Raw genomic sequence first — 14,686 nt, 5'->3', positions numbered from 1 at the left:
GCCCTTTTCGCTTGTTATGAAATAAAAATTTTCTTTAAACTTGCACATAAACTGAAAGCATACATAAGATTTAATTGCCGATACTTTTTCATATAGATATTGATCAAAGAGCGCTTTTCCGTGCGCTCTTTCTTGTTTGAATAAGAATTAAGAATATTTAATTACAGCACTCATATACTCTTATAGGTATAGTTGTTAGCGTCATGGAGTGCTCTGGTCACGCACTCCTATTTTTTATGCCAAATAAGAATTTTGTTTAATTTCATTTCCATGAACCATTTTATCCAATTTACATATAGTAATATCATCCAAGTGAATACCTGGGTTGCTCTGGACCAGCTTCCTGGTGTTCCTTGTGTTCCTGTTACAAAAGAATCCGTTTAGCATCAGCGGGTTCTTTTATTTTTCTGTATAAAATAACTCTTTTATTGTGTTTTTAATTTACAGTACTGCTCTCAAAAAACATTCATATATATGTATTGAATGCAATTTGAGATCCCTCATATATCAAATATTTTTAAGAACTGACTCACCAACACAATTCAGTTTATCTTTACAAATGCATTAAAAATAAAATAGATACACAAAAAGGAGTTTGATTCTTTGTGAATGATCAACATAATAAAAACTCAAAAATTCACAAACCTTGTCCTTGCTCTTGTCCATCTCCCACAGCTAACAGTTTAAACGTTGTTCAGACTACCCCAACAATCGTTTCTGTAAATTCTGCAATTCCACTAGATACCGTGGTACATTCTAATGGCACGGCAATCTCATTCACACCACCAACAACCGTTTTGCTAGAAGGTGGAAGAACCTATTTGGCAATCTATGAAGTACAAGTAATTATTCAACCCGGAGGCAATTTCGCAGGTATCACTATGTATCTGAATAATAATGCCCTCATTGGCTCAGGCACTTCTTTAGGATACACTGCAGGATATACCTCTGTATCAGCACCCGCCATTTTTACTACACCTTCAGGTATAACAAGTACACTTACTGTTCATGTAGGACCTTATTCTGATTCATTAAATACTTGGGGTTTAACTCTTGCTGTTGTAGCATTAACCTAATAAAACCTTATTCTTTCTATATTAATTTTTCTTTGTAGTCTTGTTGAGGTCTTTTTAACTCGTCTCTTAGAACTTTGATATAACCACATATAAAAATTACTTACATTGATAGAACTAGTGAATTAGCTAGAACAATTGCTGATTCATCTTTTTTTATATAAAATTCAAATTTTATCGCTTAAACTTAACAGTAGATGTGGTTTGTGTATGAGACACTTTTCCATCTACCCAATGAACAACTTGTTGTCCATATCTGCTTTCTGGCGGTTTAAAAAAAATGATTTTCCCATCTTCCACAATGTAGATACCATTTGTTTTCATGTCTATTTCACTTTTCATTTATATCCGTTCTCCTTTGCATATGTTTGTCTATTACACGAAATACAAGAGCTCTCTTGATGAAAAAAAACCTTAATCTAGCTCCATAATTTCTTTCAATGTTCGATTGGACACATATACTTGAATGATTTGAATTCTCCCGTACGTTTTTTCCGCTTCTTCTTTTGCTTCAGCCTCTGTATTTACTTCAAACCAATGTAACTTCTGCTTTTCATCTTGGTCAAAAAATTCTACTGCGTAAGTTGGTGTAACCAAATGACTAGAAAGGAGTTGTTCAGACGTGCTGCATGCGGCATAATCCAGGTTTCCTACAACATCTTCAAAGGTTAGCTGTTTCATGCCCCTAACCCCAACGCCCTTTTTCCAATCGCACCTTTTCTTGCTAAATCCATAATCAGTAGCGCAACTTCATCTGGATCACGTTGCATTTTTTCGCCAATTGCGAACACACTTTCATTGTTGTTCCATGCTTCTTTCACTTGCACTACTTCATCTTCATCCCACAGCATGTCTAGTTCTTCTAAAGCAATGTACAAGTTACGTCGCTCATTCTTCATGTACTTTCGTTGCTGAGCTGAAATTGTATAGTTTTCTAACTGTAAATCCGTCATAAGCCTACACTCCTCTTCTATTGGCATATATTAAGAACTCTCTCCGAAACGCTGTAATCTTTGTTTAGCAATCTCTCTTCGATAGCTTGTTGCTTTATTTTCAATTGTCAAACTCGTTTCCACCATACGATCATAAGATCGCTTCCCCACTTGTTGTAACATTTCTTTCGGCTTTAAATTACTTGTATACAAAGTAGGCATCTCTTTTCGATAACGTCCATCGATGATATTAAAAATCTTTTCTTCCACCCATTCCGTCGCTTTCTCAGCTCCGATATCATCAAGAATAAGTAAATCGCATTCTAATAGTGCTCTCATGATTTGCGCTTCATTCTCCTTGTTTTCACTGTTAAACGTACTACGGATACGTTGAAGCAATTCTGGAACACTTTGAAATACGACGATATATCCTTGCTCTGTCAATGTTTTTGTAATGGCGGCTGCTAAATGTGTTTTCCCATTGCCAGGTTCTCCCCATAACCAAAGTGATTCTCCTTGCCATCCTGGAAAAACTTGTACATATTGTGTCGCTAACTGGCACGCCGTCTCTGAACCATTTCGCTCTAGAAATGCTGAGAATGTACTTTTATCAAAACGATTTCCCACGTTATGAATGCTAAATATCTTTTCAATTTCCCTTTTCTTCGAGAAATTTTGATACTCTCTTATTTTCGCTTCTGCACGCTCTACTACACATTCGCACGTGGGAAATACTTTATTTTTTATTCGTAATGCTGGTACTTCTACTACGATTGCTTTAACAAAAGCGCTACAGTGTTCACAAGTATAACCTTCGTCGCCCTCTTTACAAGCCGATGTATTCAAAATCCTCGTCATCGCTCTTCCTACCGCTTCCATGATTTTTTGCCCCTTTTCTAGCATTCATTTGGATTGTTAGTTGATCAAACTTTTCACGTAGCTTTTTAGGAGATAAGATGTTTCCTTGCCAAAAAAAATCTACTTGGCACCAATCAATCACATCTTTTATCTCTTGTAATTCACGTTGATCCTTTTCACGCATTAATCTAAAATCATTAGACCAAGAATCAAAATTAGGTTCTTTTTGCTTCGGATTATTACTTTTAATTTTTTCAAACAAATATTTTGCTGCATTGACGTCGCAAGTTTCAAACTTGTGACAATACTTCTTTTTATTTGTAGTAATCTCTGTAGTATTCTTTGTATTTGTCCCACGTTTCAATGTGGGAGCCTCCTCCGTTTTAATGCAGGAGCCTCTCTCGTTATAATGTGGGAGGGTGTCACTTTTTGATGTGATAGGGTCTTGATATAAAATAGATATTTTTTCAATACTCTCCACGATTGGTTCTACATACATCACGTTGTTATGCCTCATTCCGTTAACTATGATCGTACGAAATTCAATGGCGATTAATTCTCTTTTCACTAAGTATTTGCACGCCTCTAATACTTGTCTTTTGGTAAAACCAAATGAATCAGCTAATTGTTGATAACTTTTTTGCAGTTTATCTGCTTTAAATTTTTGTTTATACTGGATTTCATTCGTTCTTTCATCCTTTATTTCAGTTGGTTTATACCAATAAAAAATCTCGCTAAGTATTGTAATTGCAACCATATAGGGCTTACCATTTTCTAAAGTAAGATACTTAAACCACCCCTGATCTAAGGTGTTTCCTTGGAGGTTTATTCTTGCGACTTTCAGCACATTGATATTCATCCCCGTCACCCTTCTCTAACCAACAATCTTTCTAGATATTTTTATTCTCTAGTTATTTCATATTTCTGGACCTTATAGATTGAATATTCTTTCTTTTTAACCTTTTATTTCTTTCTGTTACAATCATGATTAAATCGTATTCTTTCACGAATTACCCTTTCTCTTGATCTGTGAAAACAGGTCTTTTTTGCATCTCTTATGCAACATGTGTTATGATGAACAACACATATGTTTTTATTAGATCACCAGCCCCAACTGGTGGTTTCTCTTTATCATCCTTTTACCTGAAAAAAAGGATTTTTGTTTCATTGGCTTATAATTTGGATTCATTTTTAAAAATGCACGTGTCTTTTTCGTATGAACAGTAGATTTTTTCATCTCTAATTTCACAGCAATCTCCTGTTCGGTAAAACCATACCCAACATGCATAATAATTGTTTTTTCCTCTTCTTCCAATATACGTGTGACTTCCTGAATTCCTACTGATACCATTACTTCTTTTTCCACATTAATTGGTGATACGGCATAAAATCCATTTTCCGCTTCCTCCTCTCGATACAAATCAATCGAATGAATATTCATTTTATTCCTGTCCTCATAACTCACTCGTCTGCTGATTTTAAAAGGCGTTCCTTTCAAGTGAATTTCATCACTCATTGCCCATTTCATGCCTCTCATCACGTATGCATTGAATGTATCTACTCTCTCTGGATCAGACTTCACACAATGCTCCCATAAATACATATGGCCAACTTGCATTAAATCATCCAACTCCATATTATTCATTTTTGCAATCTGCCTAGCTCTTGAGATACTTCCAAATTGTTGCTTTATTGCTGCAATTACTAAATGTTGTTTTTCTTCAAATAATTCTTGTGCCGTCATTTCCTTTTACCATCCTTTCTTGTTTTTAGTTATCATAGTTTGCTATACTATAAGAGCATTCCGGTTACTTAACTCACTCCTGTTAGGTATACTGTTCTAGACTGATATTGCCGATGAGCAGACCTAATTCTAGGTCTTTTCGTCATTCTGGAAGCATTTACATGAAGATAATTCAGAATATATCTGATATACTAACTGTGATGAAGGTCAATGCAATTCAAGTAGTATGACTTATGTACAGAAAGAGTCCTATTTTATAGGACTTTTTCACATGTAACTGATTTCCTACAAAGCGTACTAAAATGTGTTCTCTCCACAACTGAAGCATCAATCCCTCTACTTCTTAAATGTGCTACAATTCCTTTTATATGCGTACGTTCCTCATCATACTTTTCTTTTGCACGATAGAGTGCCGCCAATTCCCTTCGAGCTAATCGAGCTTCTTTGATCCAGATGCAAAACTGATAGGGATCATTCTTTTGCAGCGCTTCAACTTGCTTCTTTTCACAATGTTGTAAGAATTCATCGAGTATTTGTTTCTTTTGTAAGTCTTTTGTTAGAACTGATTTGGTCATGTTGGTTTCTCCTCTTCTTCACATGCAATAGCACACATTAATTGGGCACTTTTACCAGTGTCTTTTTAAAAAAATTCATGATAATTTAAAAATAAATAGAATACTTTGACACTCATTTAACTTGTATTCTATTGCATAGATACCATATTTTCATTAACCGCCCATTAGATGCTATCGGAAAGCCCTTTATAGGGCTTTTTCTTATGATTCATGCATAATTGCATATTATTTATCTATATAGGTTTAGAAAAGTTATGCTATAATACATTCGTGTAGAATACTCACATTCCATGTTGACGGCTCTAGCATTCCTCTAGAGTCCTTTTTCTTTTTCACAAACCCTACGCACTTGGAATAACTCGTCTTGAGTTCGTATGACGATGCACCAAATGTAGCCGTCCATCTGCTTTCTTATAGATCAACCAATTTTCTGGATTTAACTTATACGAGTTAATATGTATCTTCTCTCGCTTCGTTGGTCGTTTACCGTTTTTCACTTGTTTCCTCTCCCTCTATTTCTCAAACAGCTCGTCCACTGTTGTTTTGAAGTATTTTGCTAGTTTTTGAGCCTCTTTTAGGGTGAAATCACTTTTACCGTGTTCTTTAGCAAAATAGGTTCTCGGTGCAATGTGAATCAAATTTGCTGCTTTCTCTTGTGTCATGCGTTGTTCTTTTCTAGCGATGTATAGGTTTTTATGCATGGGGATCGCTCCTTTTAAAAATAATTTCTAGATTCTATAGTTTAAGTTACCTCTGTTAACTATAAAATTAAAAAAAATCAATAAACAACTCATCTATAGAAACCTTAAAGATACTTGAAATCCCCAATAACTTCGCAGTTGTGGGTTGCAATTTACCATTTTCCATCAGGTTAACTAAAGAATGACTACAATCTAATAACTCTCCTAATTCTCTCTGTGAAAAACCTTTATTTTTCCTTAATAAATAAAGCTTCTTACCATTAAATTTTTTCATCTTCATCCCCCTAAGTTACTTCTGTTAACAGAATATAACAAAATACTTTCTTCTGCAAACCTTTTTTATGTACTTTAATGGTTTTACTAAAAAAGCATTGCTTCATTTACTTATTTTAGTTATTATAATCATAGAAATGTTTAATTCAGTTAACCGGAGGGTGTTAGTAATGGTAACATTAGGAGACCGTATCAAAGCGATTCGTACTAAAAAAAATATCTCACAACAAGAGTTAGCAGACGCTTTACATGTTAATCGTTCTGCAATATCCTTATACGAAACTAATAGAAAAAGCCCTTCGAGAGAAAATACCTATAAAATAGCTACCGTATTAGGTGTATCGATAGATTATTTATTAGGTTTACAAACCGAGCCTTCTTTTCAAACTGAAAAGATTAATTCTGAAACTGCCCAACTTATGAAGCGTCTTGATAATATGCCATCCGAAACAAAGCAAACGATTATAAATTTAATTGATGACTTACTTAAAATACACGAAAAATAAACCATGATTATTGAGTATTAATCATGGTTTTAATTTTATTGACCATATGTATAAACTCTTCATCCTCACTAAAAATTTGTTCCAGTACTAACATCGTTTTAATTTTTTCTTCTACGTTTTGCCATTCCTGTTGAATTTTTTCCCCGTTTACTTTATTCATATTATCTAATCTCCTCTATAAACGATTATCTCAACACCTACTGTAAATTAGCCCCTTTTCTATAATTTTATTACTAGTTCCGATAAAAATCTTCAGATTAACCAAAAAACAAATTGTTTTTTTTCAGCAAAATATATTGACAAATTAAAAACCACTTAATGAGATACATTAAGTGGTTCCCTATAATTCAACCGCCTGGCCTAACATCCATATAATTAACAGATTTACATGAATTTCTTTCTTCTAATCCCTTATTAGAGACAAATGGTATCAGTATTAAAGTCAACATCGCTGAAAATATCAATATTTGCTTCTTCAAACTCATTCCCTCCAACCTCTTGTTTATAATCCATCATCCACTTAATTATAGCAGAATCTTCCCCACGCTTATATAATTCTCTTGCGCTTAAACTGGAAAAAAGGTAATTACCTTGAGTAAAGAATTGCTGAAGACATTTATGTAAGCTTTCATTTGATCCATCTTTCATTGCCCTAAATAAAACAATGAAATCTTCATTGTCTTTCTGATAAAAAACTTGAGCATATTTATCAACGTCAGCCAATACACTAGCCATTCCTTCTGTTTCCGCAGCATAATACATTTCTACCATTTTCATATTATAAAATGCTTCATTCTCGTAGCCTTGATCACCAATCCCTTTAGATAAATCATAACCTTCCTTTAGCATCGATAAACATTTCTGCTTATCTTCAAGTAAATAAGACATGCCAATTATATATGATGCATCTGAACTAGCCTTGAGGCCAACGTTTGCATTTTTAATAATATAAGCATATTTTCTCGCCATATCCCTATTATTTGAGCGCAGATGTACAGGCGCTAAAACCTCATATACCTTATAAAAATAGCAATGTTGGATAAAATCTTTGCGCCCACCGCTTAACTGTTTCAGCCCCTGCTCTACTTCTTTACCAAGTCCAATCATCATTGAGAACTCTTTAGAAAAATAGTAACCATAACATTTCATAATACTAATTAATATTCTCAAACAACAATCCGTAGGTTGGCGTAGGCTATTTATTTCTTTAATCAGTGATTCCCCATCAATCTCTCTTAACATATATCGATACAGTATTTCATAAACGTCCACAAATTCCTGAATACTCCCTTTATCTTTTCGATATTTTCCTATCAAACGCTTTAACAATTCCATATCCCTGATAATCGAAGCATACTCGAAGCTTTGTTTGATTAATTCAGTGGTATCAACTTTCAAGCAAAAATCACGCATGGTAGTTTTGTAGTTTTCATCAGGCAACGTTAATACTTGCGACAATTTCAAGAGACCGCAAAAACTAATGGTCCCACTTTTTTTGAACTTAGACATATATTGAGGACTTACTCCAATAGCCTCAGCAACACTCGCATATGTTAACTCAGGTCTACTGTCAATTAATTCACAAACTTCAACATGTAACGACTTCAAAGTAATCTTTCCTCCATCCAGTATAACATAAAAGCCCTCAGCTTTAATTTTCTCAATACAGGACACATTCTAAATTTACTAGGTGTGTGTTACACTGACGAGGAACTCGTATGATGCAAATGTTTGTCCTAAGGTAGCTAGGATGAACGGTGTGAGAAGTTTTGTAGGATGCACCTCTTACACACGCTCTGCGAGTTTTTATGTTTGAATTTATTTTGTTTTTTTATGATTATTCTGTCTAATCGACTAACAGAAACCCCTATACTGTATACAAAATTAATGTTATCACGAACCTATATTCCCTTCCAACCCCTTACAACTTGATAAATATATGTCTCGAGAAATTTGTTCTATTTCTATAAAAATATCTTGGAACATTTTCCATTTTTAATGAATATTGGTTCATTTTTATTATATTCTACCGAAATTAAATCCAGAAGCCAGCCAATTTCTGATGATTGTACCCAACCAATTTCGATTATAATTACAATATCGCAATGAACAAATTCGTATTTTTCTCAATATGTGTCAACCTATTTTTATGGTATTATGATTTTATCCTTACTTGTATCATCCTGATTGGTGTCCCTCACCAATCTCCCCACTAATCCTAGTGGGGAATTTTATTTTTTGAGTATTTTCGGATTTAAATATGCTATACTGTTTTAAACGGCAATTTTATTTTCATGTAGGTAATATGTTATTAAAATTAAAGTGGTTAAAGTCAAAGAGAGGCTCTCAATTTATTTTGGGAGCCTTTTCTTTTGGTAACAAACAAGTTATAATCTACTCAATAATTGAATCATTAATCTTTATACATACAGGAGGGATTCCTATGGTGATCTACAAAGATAAAGAACGTGGAACATATTTTTTCGTTGTCAGAGTCCGTCAGTTTGATGGTACTCAAAAGCAAGTAAAGCGTCGTGGGTTTAAAACAAAAAAGGAAGCACGTGAAGCGGAAGCTAAAATGTTAGTTGAAAAAGAAACGAACTCTAGTTTAACTTTTGCTCAAGTTGCGGATAGTTATTTTGATTGGTATTGTCAGAGGAGGAAACAGTCTTCAATTAACACCATTAAAGCCATCCTTGAAAATCATTTACTAGAAAAATTCGGGAAATCAAAAATTAACAGTATAACTGCTAAACATATCATGGTCTACCAAAATGAAATTATTCATAAGTATTCAGCTGTTTATTTAAAAAAGATTCATACCGTGCTGTCCTCAATTTTTAATTTCGCAATAAAATTTTATGGTCTCACAAGTAATCCTGCGAGAATTGCTGGCAACTTTGAAAAAGAATTGAATAAACGATTAAACTTTTGGGAATTTGATGAATTTAAACAATTCATTCATGTAGTAGATGATTTACTGTATCAAGCTTTTTTTACGACTCTTTATTATAGCGGGGCAAGAACTGGCGAATTGCTAGCCTTAACATGGGCAGATATTGATTTTGAAGAAAAATCGATTGATATTAATAAAACCAACTATAACAGACAAATTACAAAACCCAAAACCAAAGCATCAAATCGCATTATTATGCTACCGTCTCTTGTCATAGACTTATTGAAAACATTAAAAGAACATGCTACATTAAGGGCACCGATAAAAAATGATTATATTGTATTTGGTGAATTTTACACAAGTATAGCGACAGCTACCCTTCATAAACGTTTTGCCAAATATATTGTTGCTTCTGGAATACCCAAAATTCTACTTCATGAATTTCGACATTCCCATGCATCATATTTAATAAATAAAGGGGTAAGTCCACTGGTGGTAGCCCAACGCCTAGGACATTCGGATGTTTCAACAACGTTAAATACATATAGTCATTTATACCCGTCAAAACAAGCGGAAGTGGTTGCATTTATGGAACAAGATTTATCATTTTCGTTACCAATTTGTGACCTAATCTCTTTAAAGAGTTGATAACGTGCACTTCACAATGATCAGAGTAATCATTATACGTATATTTTTGGAACCATGATGTAACAGTCCATTGTGGAGATTTCGGCTGTAACACCTTATTCTCTATATATGATGGGTTCGCATGGTCTTTACTTGCAATAATATAATCTAAATACTCAGCAGGACTATCAGGGAAATTATATTTTGCAATACTGTTTGTCGTTGCGTCCCAAGTCGCTGTATGTCCAGTATAAGATGGTACAGAAGCGTTCAATGTTTTAAACATAGATGCATACTCTGAATCATTCTTGTTNCAGTCTGAAAATACGCCCTTAACCAAACAAGGCAATCGTTATCTTCGCTATTACTTAGTTGAGGCTGCCAATTCAGTAAGAAGATATTTGCCTGAATATCAAGCATTTTATCAAAAGAAATACAAAGAAACACCCAAACATCAACACAAAAGAGCCATCGTCTTAACCGCAAGAAAATTTGTGCGTCTGGTGGATACGCTACTACGTAACCATCAACTCTACACGCCACCAAGGAGCGTGATAGAAAAATAACACTTTGTTATTGACGCAATCTTGGAAACGGCCCGAAAAAATTTCATTTTTGGTCGGGTCTATTTCCGTATGCTGAAAAAATCGCACCTAGAAAAAATCAGTCTTGTTTTACTCTTGACTTATTACCACTAGACTTTTACTACCTCATGTACTCAACAACATCAGGTTTAAAGCCACTTCCTAAATAAACCCTTATCGGAATTATTTCTTTTTTATCCCTTGCTTCCTTACACAATTCTTCAGCTGTATCCCAATTAAAAAACTTATCTACAGCCCGTTGAAATCTCCAAATTGCCATTACATATTGTTCAAAGATGTCATAACGATCATCTTGCTTAGTTGTGCGTGGTAACTCATCCGTACTCTTTGCATTCTTTGGGACTTGGACTCGTACATCAGCGTATGTATTGCGCCCAGTTCCTTTCTTAATATTGGCTTTCATTACATCGAATTCACAAATTGCTGGCTCTACATCGAAAATATTTAGTTGCTTAGGCATGTGCCATCCCACTCTTCTGAATAAGATCCAGTAATTCAATTGCCCCTTCCTTGCTTAAAAACATTCGGCCACCTAGCAACTCTATGTTGGTTTCAGAAACTTCACCCGTCACAAAGCATGAGTTTTCATATTTTCTTAGAACAATGTTTTCACCCTCGACATGAAAATCTATTGTCGTTCCTTCGACAATCCCTAAAGTTCTGCGTAACTCTACTGGAATTACTACACACCTAGCTCGTCCACTTTTCTTGCAACGCCTGTGTTTTTCATACCTTACTCTCCTTTAGTATTTTTATATTTATTTAGAATCTCATCCAAACGTTTCTTATTATCGAGGGTGTTGCAAAACTAAAATAAACATGCAATGTTATGAATCAAAAAAACTAGCTGAACATGCAATAGATAGCGATTTTGACCATACCAACGTGGCTGTTCCAACCCTTTATCTTTGAGTTTACTAAACTGTTGTTCAATTTTCCTACGTTCTTTCATCAATTGTTTACCAAAGATAGTTTGTATAAAATGAGATAATACACGACGATGTGTACTCTTATTTTGTTCACCATTCCTAGGATTGATTGGATTCATGGCAAAGATGTTACATGTTCGTGCAATTTCATAAATACGTTNTGCAAAAAACGTGTTAATTTGCGTAAAGAGTCAATTTGAAATACAGTTTTCAAGAAAAAGCATTTCAGTAAGGCTTTTCTACAGATTGGTGGGCGACCTGTCACAGGCGGAACGCCTTCAATAGTTAAACTGTCTACGTATGCAAATAAAATCTGTAAAATGGATTGATTTTCATCAAATTTGGTTATCATACTAGTAAATCCGTCCTTTCTGGAGATAGTTTCGGTTACTATCATTTTTCCAGGAAAACGGATTTTTTTATGCATTCATTTTTGGATATTTATGAGTTTTGCAACACCCTCTTATTATCTTCAAGATCATCGCTTTGAGTTTGCTGTGGCTGCTGTATTGGCTCTTGTTCTTCTTGTTTGCGTAACCAATCCGGTACAACTTCCGTTCGTTTGGAATAACCTTTACCAGTACGTTTGTTATTTTTCTTACTCATTTCAAATCGAGTATCTAAAGCAGCGACATCATTTAATGTTTTTACTTTTTCCTTTTCCCAACTACTTAAAATACTGCGAATATATCTCCACTTTGGTACATTTTCATCAATTGCTTTATTAACAGCGTGAATAACTAATTCATTACCGAATCTATCGCAAAACTCACCTAATTCTTGAATTGCAATTTCACTTAAAAGAACGATGCCCTCCGCTTGATCCTATTTTTCTCGATTCTTCATCCAGACGCACAATACTTTGTAGTTTTTCAGCTCCTTCACCACAAGTCAGCGCATCTCCTTTACATCGATGACTTCAAAAAATGACATTTGATTCATACGATACGGTTCCCCCTCCGTTCAATCTATGTATTTATCAATGGAGTATTTTGTTGAGTTCCAATATGTAATATTGCATATTTCGCACTTTTAATTTTCGCACATGCGATAATTTATTTATAAAAATATAAATTATTAATAAGGGTGATTTATATGAGCAAGTTCCGAAAGAAGATGATTAAATATTTGCAAACATTTTGGGGATGCTTAGCATTTGGTGTATTAATGTTTGCTATCTTCTTAATTACGGATTTAACAGATGCATCTTTAAATACATTAGGCTGGAGAGACTGGCTAGGTTCTGTAGCAGGCGCAACCATTTTATCTGTTAGGATGTTTACTTTAAATAAATTGAATTTAAAATAAATATTCGGTCAATACTGAATGTGGGCTGTATGCCAACATTCATTTAAAGTAGTCTTCTCTGTATCTCCTTGTATTGAGCAGTTAGCTTTTGCTAGCTGCTCTTTTATTTTGTTCCGGTTCTTGCCTCTTAAAGAACTCTTTATCTACTTTTCCCCAATAAGTACACATATCTATTCCCCTTTGCTACAAAATGAAATTTTTATTTTGTTTTACGCGTCGCTTCTTCAATCAGCCAAGATACAATATTAAAATCATTAGCTTCACCCTTTAAAGATGTTCCGTTCCAAAAGCATTCTTTCATCACTTCAAGTAATTTTTCAACAGCTTCAATTCATCTCATATTCATTTTCCCTTTCTCCCAAATAACTATTTTGTTTTATTAATTAACTGATTAATAAAACAAACACCTTTATTAAACATTCCATGTTTCTTCACCCCTTGAATATTTTTCAAATAAAAATACATACTACTTTCAAGCTGCCGTGTCCATGGCTAATACCTCTTTCTTTTGATGTATATTTTTTAAGAAATCGAAAATAATACCAACAAGCTGTTTGAACTAGCAGCTTCACTCTTCTCGCAATGGGGATGCAAATTATCACAATTAGCTAACTCATTGAACTCACTGGCAGACAACCAAAATCGTTGTCTGCTTTTTGTATGAGATTTTTCGTTTTACATATACTACTTTTGAACCTGCAGACCAATACGAGCCATTTTGGTGCTTGGGATTTCCCTTCCGGGGATAAGTATTTTTTACTTATCCCTTTTTTGTATAGACACGTATATTTAGGGTAAAACTAATTACAAGCAGATTTTCTGTTTATCCGTAGTTCTAAACAAGATTACTTTTTCTCCTATTAAAGGACGGCAGGTACGACTGCTAGTCCTTTTTTCTTATTTCGCATATTATCACTACATTACCTTCATCGTCATAAGCAATTTCCCTATAAGGATGGCAGTGGTGCTTCTCGAGTTCCTCATTGATCAAAACTAACAAATTAGTTTTCCAGTTTCCAACGATCGTAAACCAATACGAGTTTAATCCTTCATAAACTTCTCTTGTTCTCTTTCGATAATTGCGGAACGTGTAATGAAAATACTCGCTCACTTTAATACCTTTTCTTTCAACCAAAGTGTTCTGCCGAAATAGTAGACATAATAAGTTCCTTTCTCTTTTGCTACTGCATAACATTCCCGTACCGTTTGAATATGTTACAAATTGCTTTCTCTCGATTTTTCCGCTTAAATATTTTTCATGCATAAGTTGCACTTGTTCTTGAATGACGACATGGTAGTAATACCCTTGCTCTACTGGTTTTGGACTATAAAATTTTCTTTATAAATTTCAAATACGGTGAATGAAATTTTTGTTTTTTCTTGCCATCATCCTTGTTGTATACAAACAAAAAAAGAGCCACAATATTTTGCGACTCTTTTACAATTATAACTATTTAACGACCACGTCTTTGCTGACCTTGCTTTGTACTACCTTTTTTATTACTTGGTTTATTAAATGATCGGTTATTTTCATTTCTAGAACTATTTCTTGAATCACTTCTCGAGCTATTTCTCGAATCACGTCTTGATTCACTTCTTGAACCTTCGCGGCTATCCCTTTGACGATTTTGACCTGATTTCTTCGGAGCCGGCTTTGGT

General features: G+C 34.3%; 17 protein-coding genes and 6 pseudogenes. 5 read left to right on the top strand and 18 right to left on the bottom strand.

What is annotated here, in order from left to right:
• Positions 1 to 605 precede the first annotated feature (605 nt).
• On the top strand, positions 606 to 1,076 hold the full coding sequence (locus tag V6946_RS13365; RefSeq protein WP_098424729.1) for a hypothetical protein: 471 nt from the start codon (positions 606 to 608) through the stop codon (positions 1,074 to 1,076).
• A 171-nt stretch (positions 1,077 to 1,247) separates the two neighbouring features.
• Here V6946_RS13365 and V6946_RS13360 read toward each other — a convergent pair whose 3' ends face one another.
• From V6946_RS13360 to V6946_RS13315, 10 genes are all read right to left on the bottom strand, one after another.
• Positions 1,248 to 1,415, bottom strand: a complete 168-nt coding sequence (locus V6946_RS13360; protein WP_065484910.1) for a DUF3954 domain-containing protein — start codon at positions 1,413 to 1,415, stop codon at positions 1,248 to 1,250.
• Between the two features lie 72 nt (positions 1,416 to 1,487).
• Entirely contained in the window at positions 1,488 to 1,754 is a 267-nt protein-coding gene (locus V6946_RS13355) for a hypothetical protein (RefSeq protein ID WP_065484912.1), read from the bottom strand.
• Complete coding sequence (locus tag V6946_RS13350) at positions 1,751 to 2,026, bottom strand: helix-turn-helix domain-containing protein (RefSeq protein WP_260869778.1); 276 nt, start codon at positions 2,024 to 2,026, stop codon at positions 1,751 to 1,753. The genes V6946_RS13355 and V6946_RS13350 overlap by 4 nt, the downstream gene beginning before the upstream one ends.
• A 30-nt stretch (positions 2,027 to 2,056) precedes the next feature.
• Positions 2,057 to 2,884, bottom strand: coding sequence for an ATP-binding protein (locus V6946_RS13345; protein ID WP_406622332.1), 828 nt, complete (start codon positions 2,882 to 2,884; stop codon positions 2,057 to 2,059).
• Positions 2,832 to 3,722 (bottom strand): DNA replication protein DnaD, encoded by an 891-nt coding sequence (locus V6946_RS13340; protein WP_406622331.1) that lies wholly within the window; start codon positions 3,720 to 3,722, stop codon positions 2,832 to 2,834. The genes V6946_RS13345 and V6946_RS13340 overlap by 53 nt, the downstream gene beginning before the upstream one ends.
• A 237-nt stretch (positions 3,723 to 3,959) precedes the next feature.
• Positions 3,960 to 4,607 carry a sigma-70 family RNA polymerase sigma factor gene (locus tag V6946_RS13335; RefSeq protein ID WP_406622330.1) on the bottom strand — a complete coding sequence of 216 codons (648 nt, stop codon included), beginning with the start codon at positions 4,605 to 4,607 and terminating at the stop codon, positions 3,960 to 3,962.
• A 254-nt stretch (positions 4,608 to 4,861) separates the two neighbouring features.
• A complete protein-coding gene (locus tag V6946_RS13330; RefSeq protein ID WP_406622329.1) occupies positions 4,862 to 5,182 on the bottom strand; it encodes a hypothetical protein in 321 nt (106 codons plus the stop codon).
• 341 nt (positions 5,183 to 5,523) lie between these two features.
• Positions 5,524 to 5,679 (bottom strand): DUF6906 family protein, encoded by a 156-nt coding sequence (locus tag V6946_RS13325; RefSeq protein WP_197235195.1) that lies wholly within the window; start codon positions 5,677 to 5,679, stop codon positions 5,524 to 5,526.
• A gap of 15 nt (positions 5,680 to 5,694) precedes the next feature.
• Positions 5,695 to 5,883 (bottom strand): helix-turn-helix transcriptional regulator, encoded by a 189-nt coding sequence (locus tag V6946_RS13320; RefSeq protein ID WP_023523419.1) that lies wholly within the window; start codon positions 5,881 to 5,883, stop codon positions 5,695 to 5,697.
• A 67-nt stretch (positions 5,884 to 5,950) separates the two neighbouring features.
• Positions 5,951 to 6,157: a helix-turn-helix domain-containing protein gene (locus V6946_RS13315; protein ID WP_098679599.1), complete on the bottom strand. Its 207-nt coding sequence runs from the start codon at positions 6,155 to 6,157 to the stop codon at positions 5,951 to 5,953.
• A gap of 169 nt (positions 6,158 to 6,326) precedes the next feature.
• On the opposite strand from V6946_RS13315, the gene V6946_RS13310 reads away from it, so the two are divergent.
• A complete protein-coding gene (locus tag V6946_RS13310) occupies positions 6,327 to 6,662 on the top strand; it encodes a helix-turn-helix domain-containing protein (protein WP_065485279.1) in 336 nt (111 codons plus the stop codon).
• A 7-nt stretch (positions 6,663 to 6,669) separates the two neighbouring features.
• Here V6946_RS13310 and V6946_RS13305 read toward each other — a convergent pair whose 3' ends face one another.
• Positions 6,670 to 6,822 (bottom strand): hypothetical protein, encoded by a 153-nt coding sequence (locus V6946_RS13305; RefSeq protein ID WP_023523059.1) that lies wholly within the window; start codon positions 6,820 to 6,822, stop codon positions 6,670 to 6,672.
• A gap of 254 nt (positions 6,823 to 7,076) precedes the next feature.
• Entirely contained in the window at positions 7,077 to 8,270 is a 1,194-nt protein-coding gene (locus V6946_RS13300; RefSeq protein ID WP_065485281.1) for an AimR family lysis-lysogeny pheromone receptor, read from the bottom strand.
• Between the two features lie 835 nt (positions 8,271 to 9,105).
• On the opposite strand from V6946_RS13300, the gene V6946_RS13295 reads away from it, so the two are divergent.
• Entirely contained in the window at positions 9,106 to 10,206 is a 1,101-nt protein-coding gene (locus tag V6946_RS13295) for a tyrosine-type recombinase/integrase (RefSeq protein ID WP_406622328.1), read from the top strand.
• Here the strand turns inward: V6946_RS13295 and V6946_RS13290 are convergent.
• Positions 10,145 to 10,498, bottom strand: a pseudogene (locus V6946_RS13290) (sphingomyelin phosphodiesterase); the annotation flags it as partial. The gene V6946_RS13295 and the pseudogene V6946_RS13290 overlap by 62 nt on opposite strands.
• A gap of 4 nt (positions 10,499 to 10,502) precedes the next feature.
• Between V6946_RS13290 and V6946_RS13285 the strand changes: the two are divergent.
• A pseudogene (locus tag V6946_RS13285) lies at positions 10,503 to 10,751 on the top strand (transposase); the annotation flags it as partial.
• A 139-nt stretch (positions 10,752 to 10,890) separates the two neighbouring features.
• On the opposite strand, the gene V6946_RS13280 reads toward V6946_RS13285, so the two are convergent.
• The 4 genes and pseudogenes from V6946_RS13280 to V6946_RS13265 all read right to left on the bottom strand — a co-directional run.
• Complete coding sequence (locus tag V6946_RS13280) at positions 10,891 to 11,250, bottom strand: hypothetical protein (protein WP_016122507.1); 360 nt, start codon at positions 11,248 to 11,250, stop codon at positions 10,891 to 10,893.
• Positions 11,243 to 11,520 (bottom strand): annotated as a pseudogene (locus tag V6946_RS13275) (AbrB/MazE/SpoVT family DNA-binding domain-containing protein). The gene V6946_RS13280 and the pseudogene V6946_RS13275 overlap by 8 nt, the downstream one beginning before the upstream one ends.
• Positions 11,521 to 11,598: 78 nt before the next feature.
• Positions 11,599 to 12,071 (bottom strand): annotated as a pseudogene (locus V6946_RS13270) (transposase).
• Positions 12,072 to 12,160: 89 nt separating this feature from the next.
• Positions 12,161 to 12,520, bottom strand: a pseudogene (locus V6946_RS13265) (DnaD domain-containing protein); the annotation flags it as partial.
• 294 nt (positions 12,521 to 12,814) lie between these two features.
• Here V6946_RS13265 and V6946_RS13260 point away from each other — a divergent pair.
• A complete protein-coding gene (locus V6946_RS13260) occupies positions 12,815 to 13,027 on the top strand; it encodes a hypothetical protein (protein WP_006921688.1) in 213 nt (70 codons plus the stop codon).
• 1,454 nt (positions 13,028 to 14,481) lie between these two features.
• Here the strand turns inward: V6946_RS13260 and V6946_RS13255 are convergent.
• Positions 14,482 to 14,686: pseudogene (locus V6946_RS13255) on the bottom strand (RNA helicase); the annotation flags it as partial.

This window comes from Bacillus sp. PPSBB_2, from assembly GCF_045291115.1.
GTDB lineage: Bacteria > Bacillota > Bacilli > Bacillales > Bacillaceae_G > Bacillus_A > Bacillus_A cereus.
The sequence above is the reverse complement of the archived record's forward strand: the minus strand, read 5'-3'. Positions and strand labels throughout refer to the sequence as shown.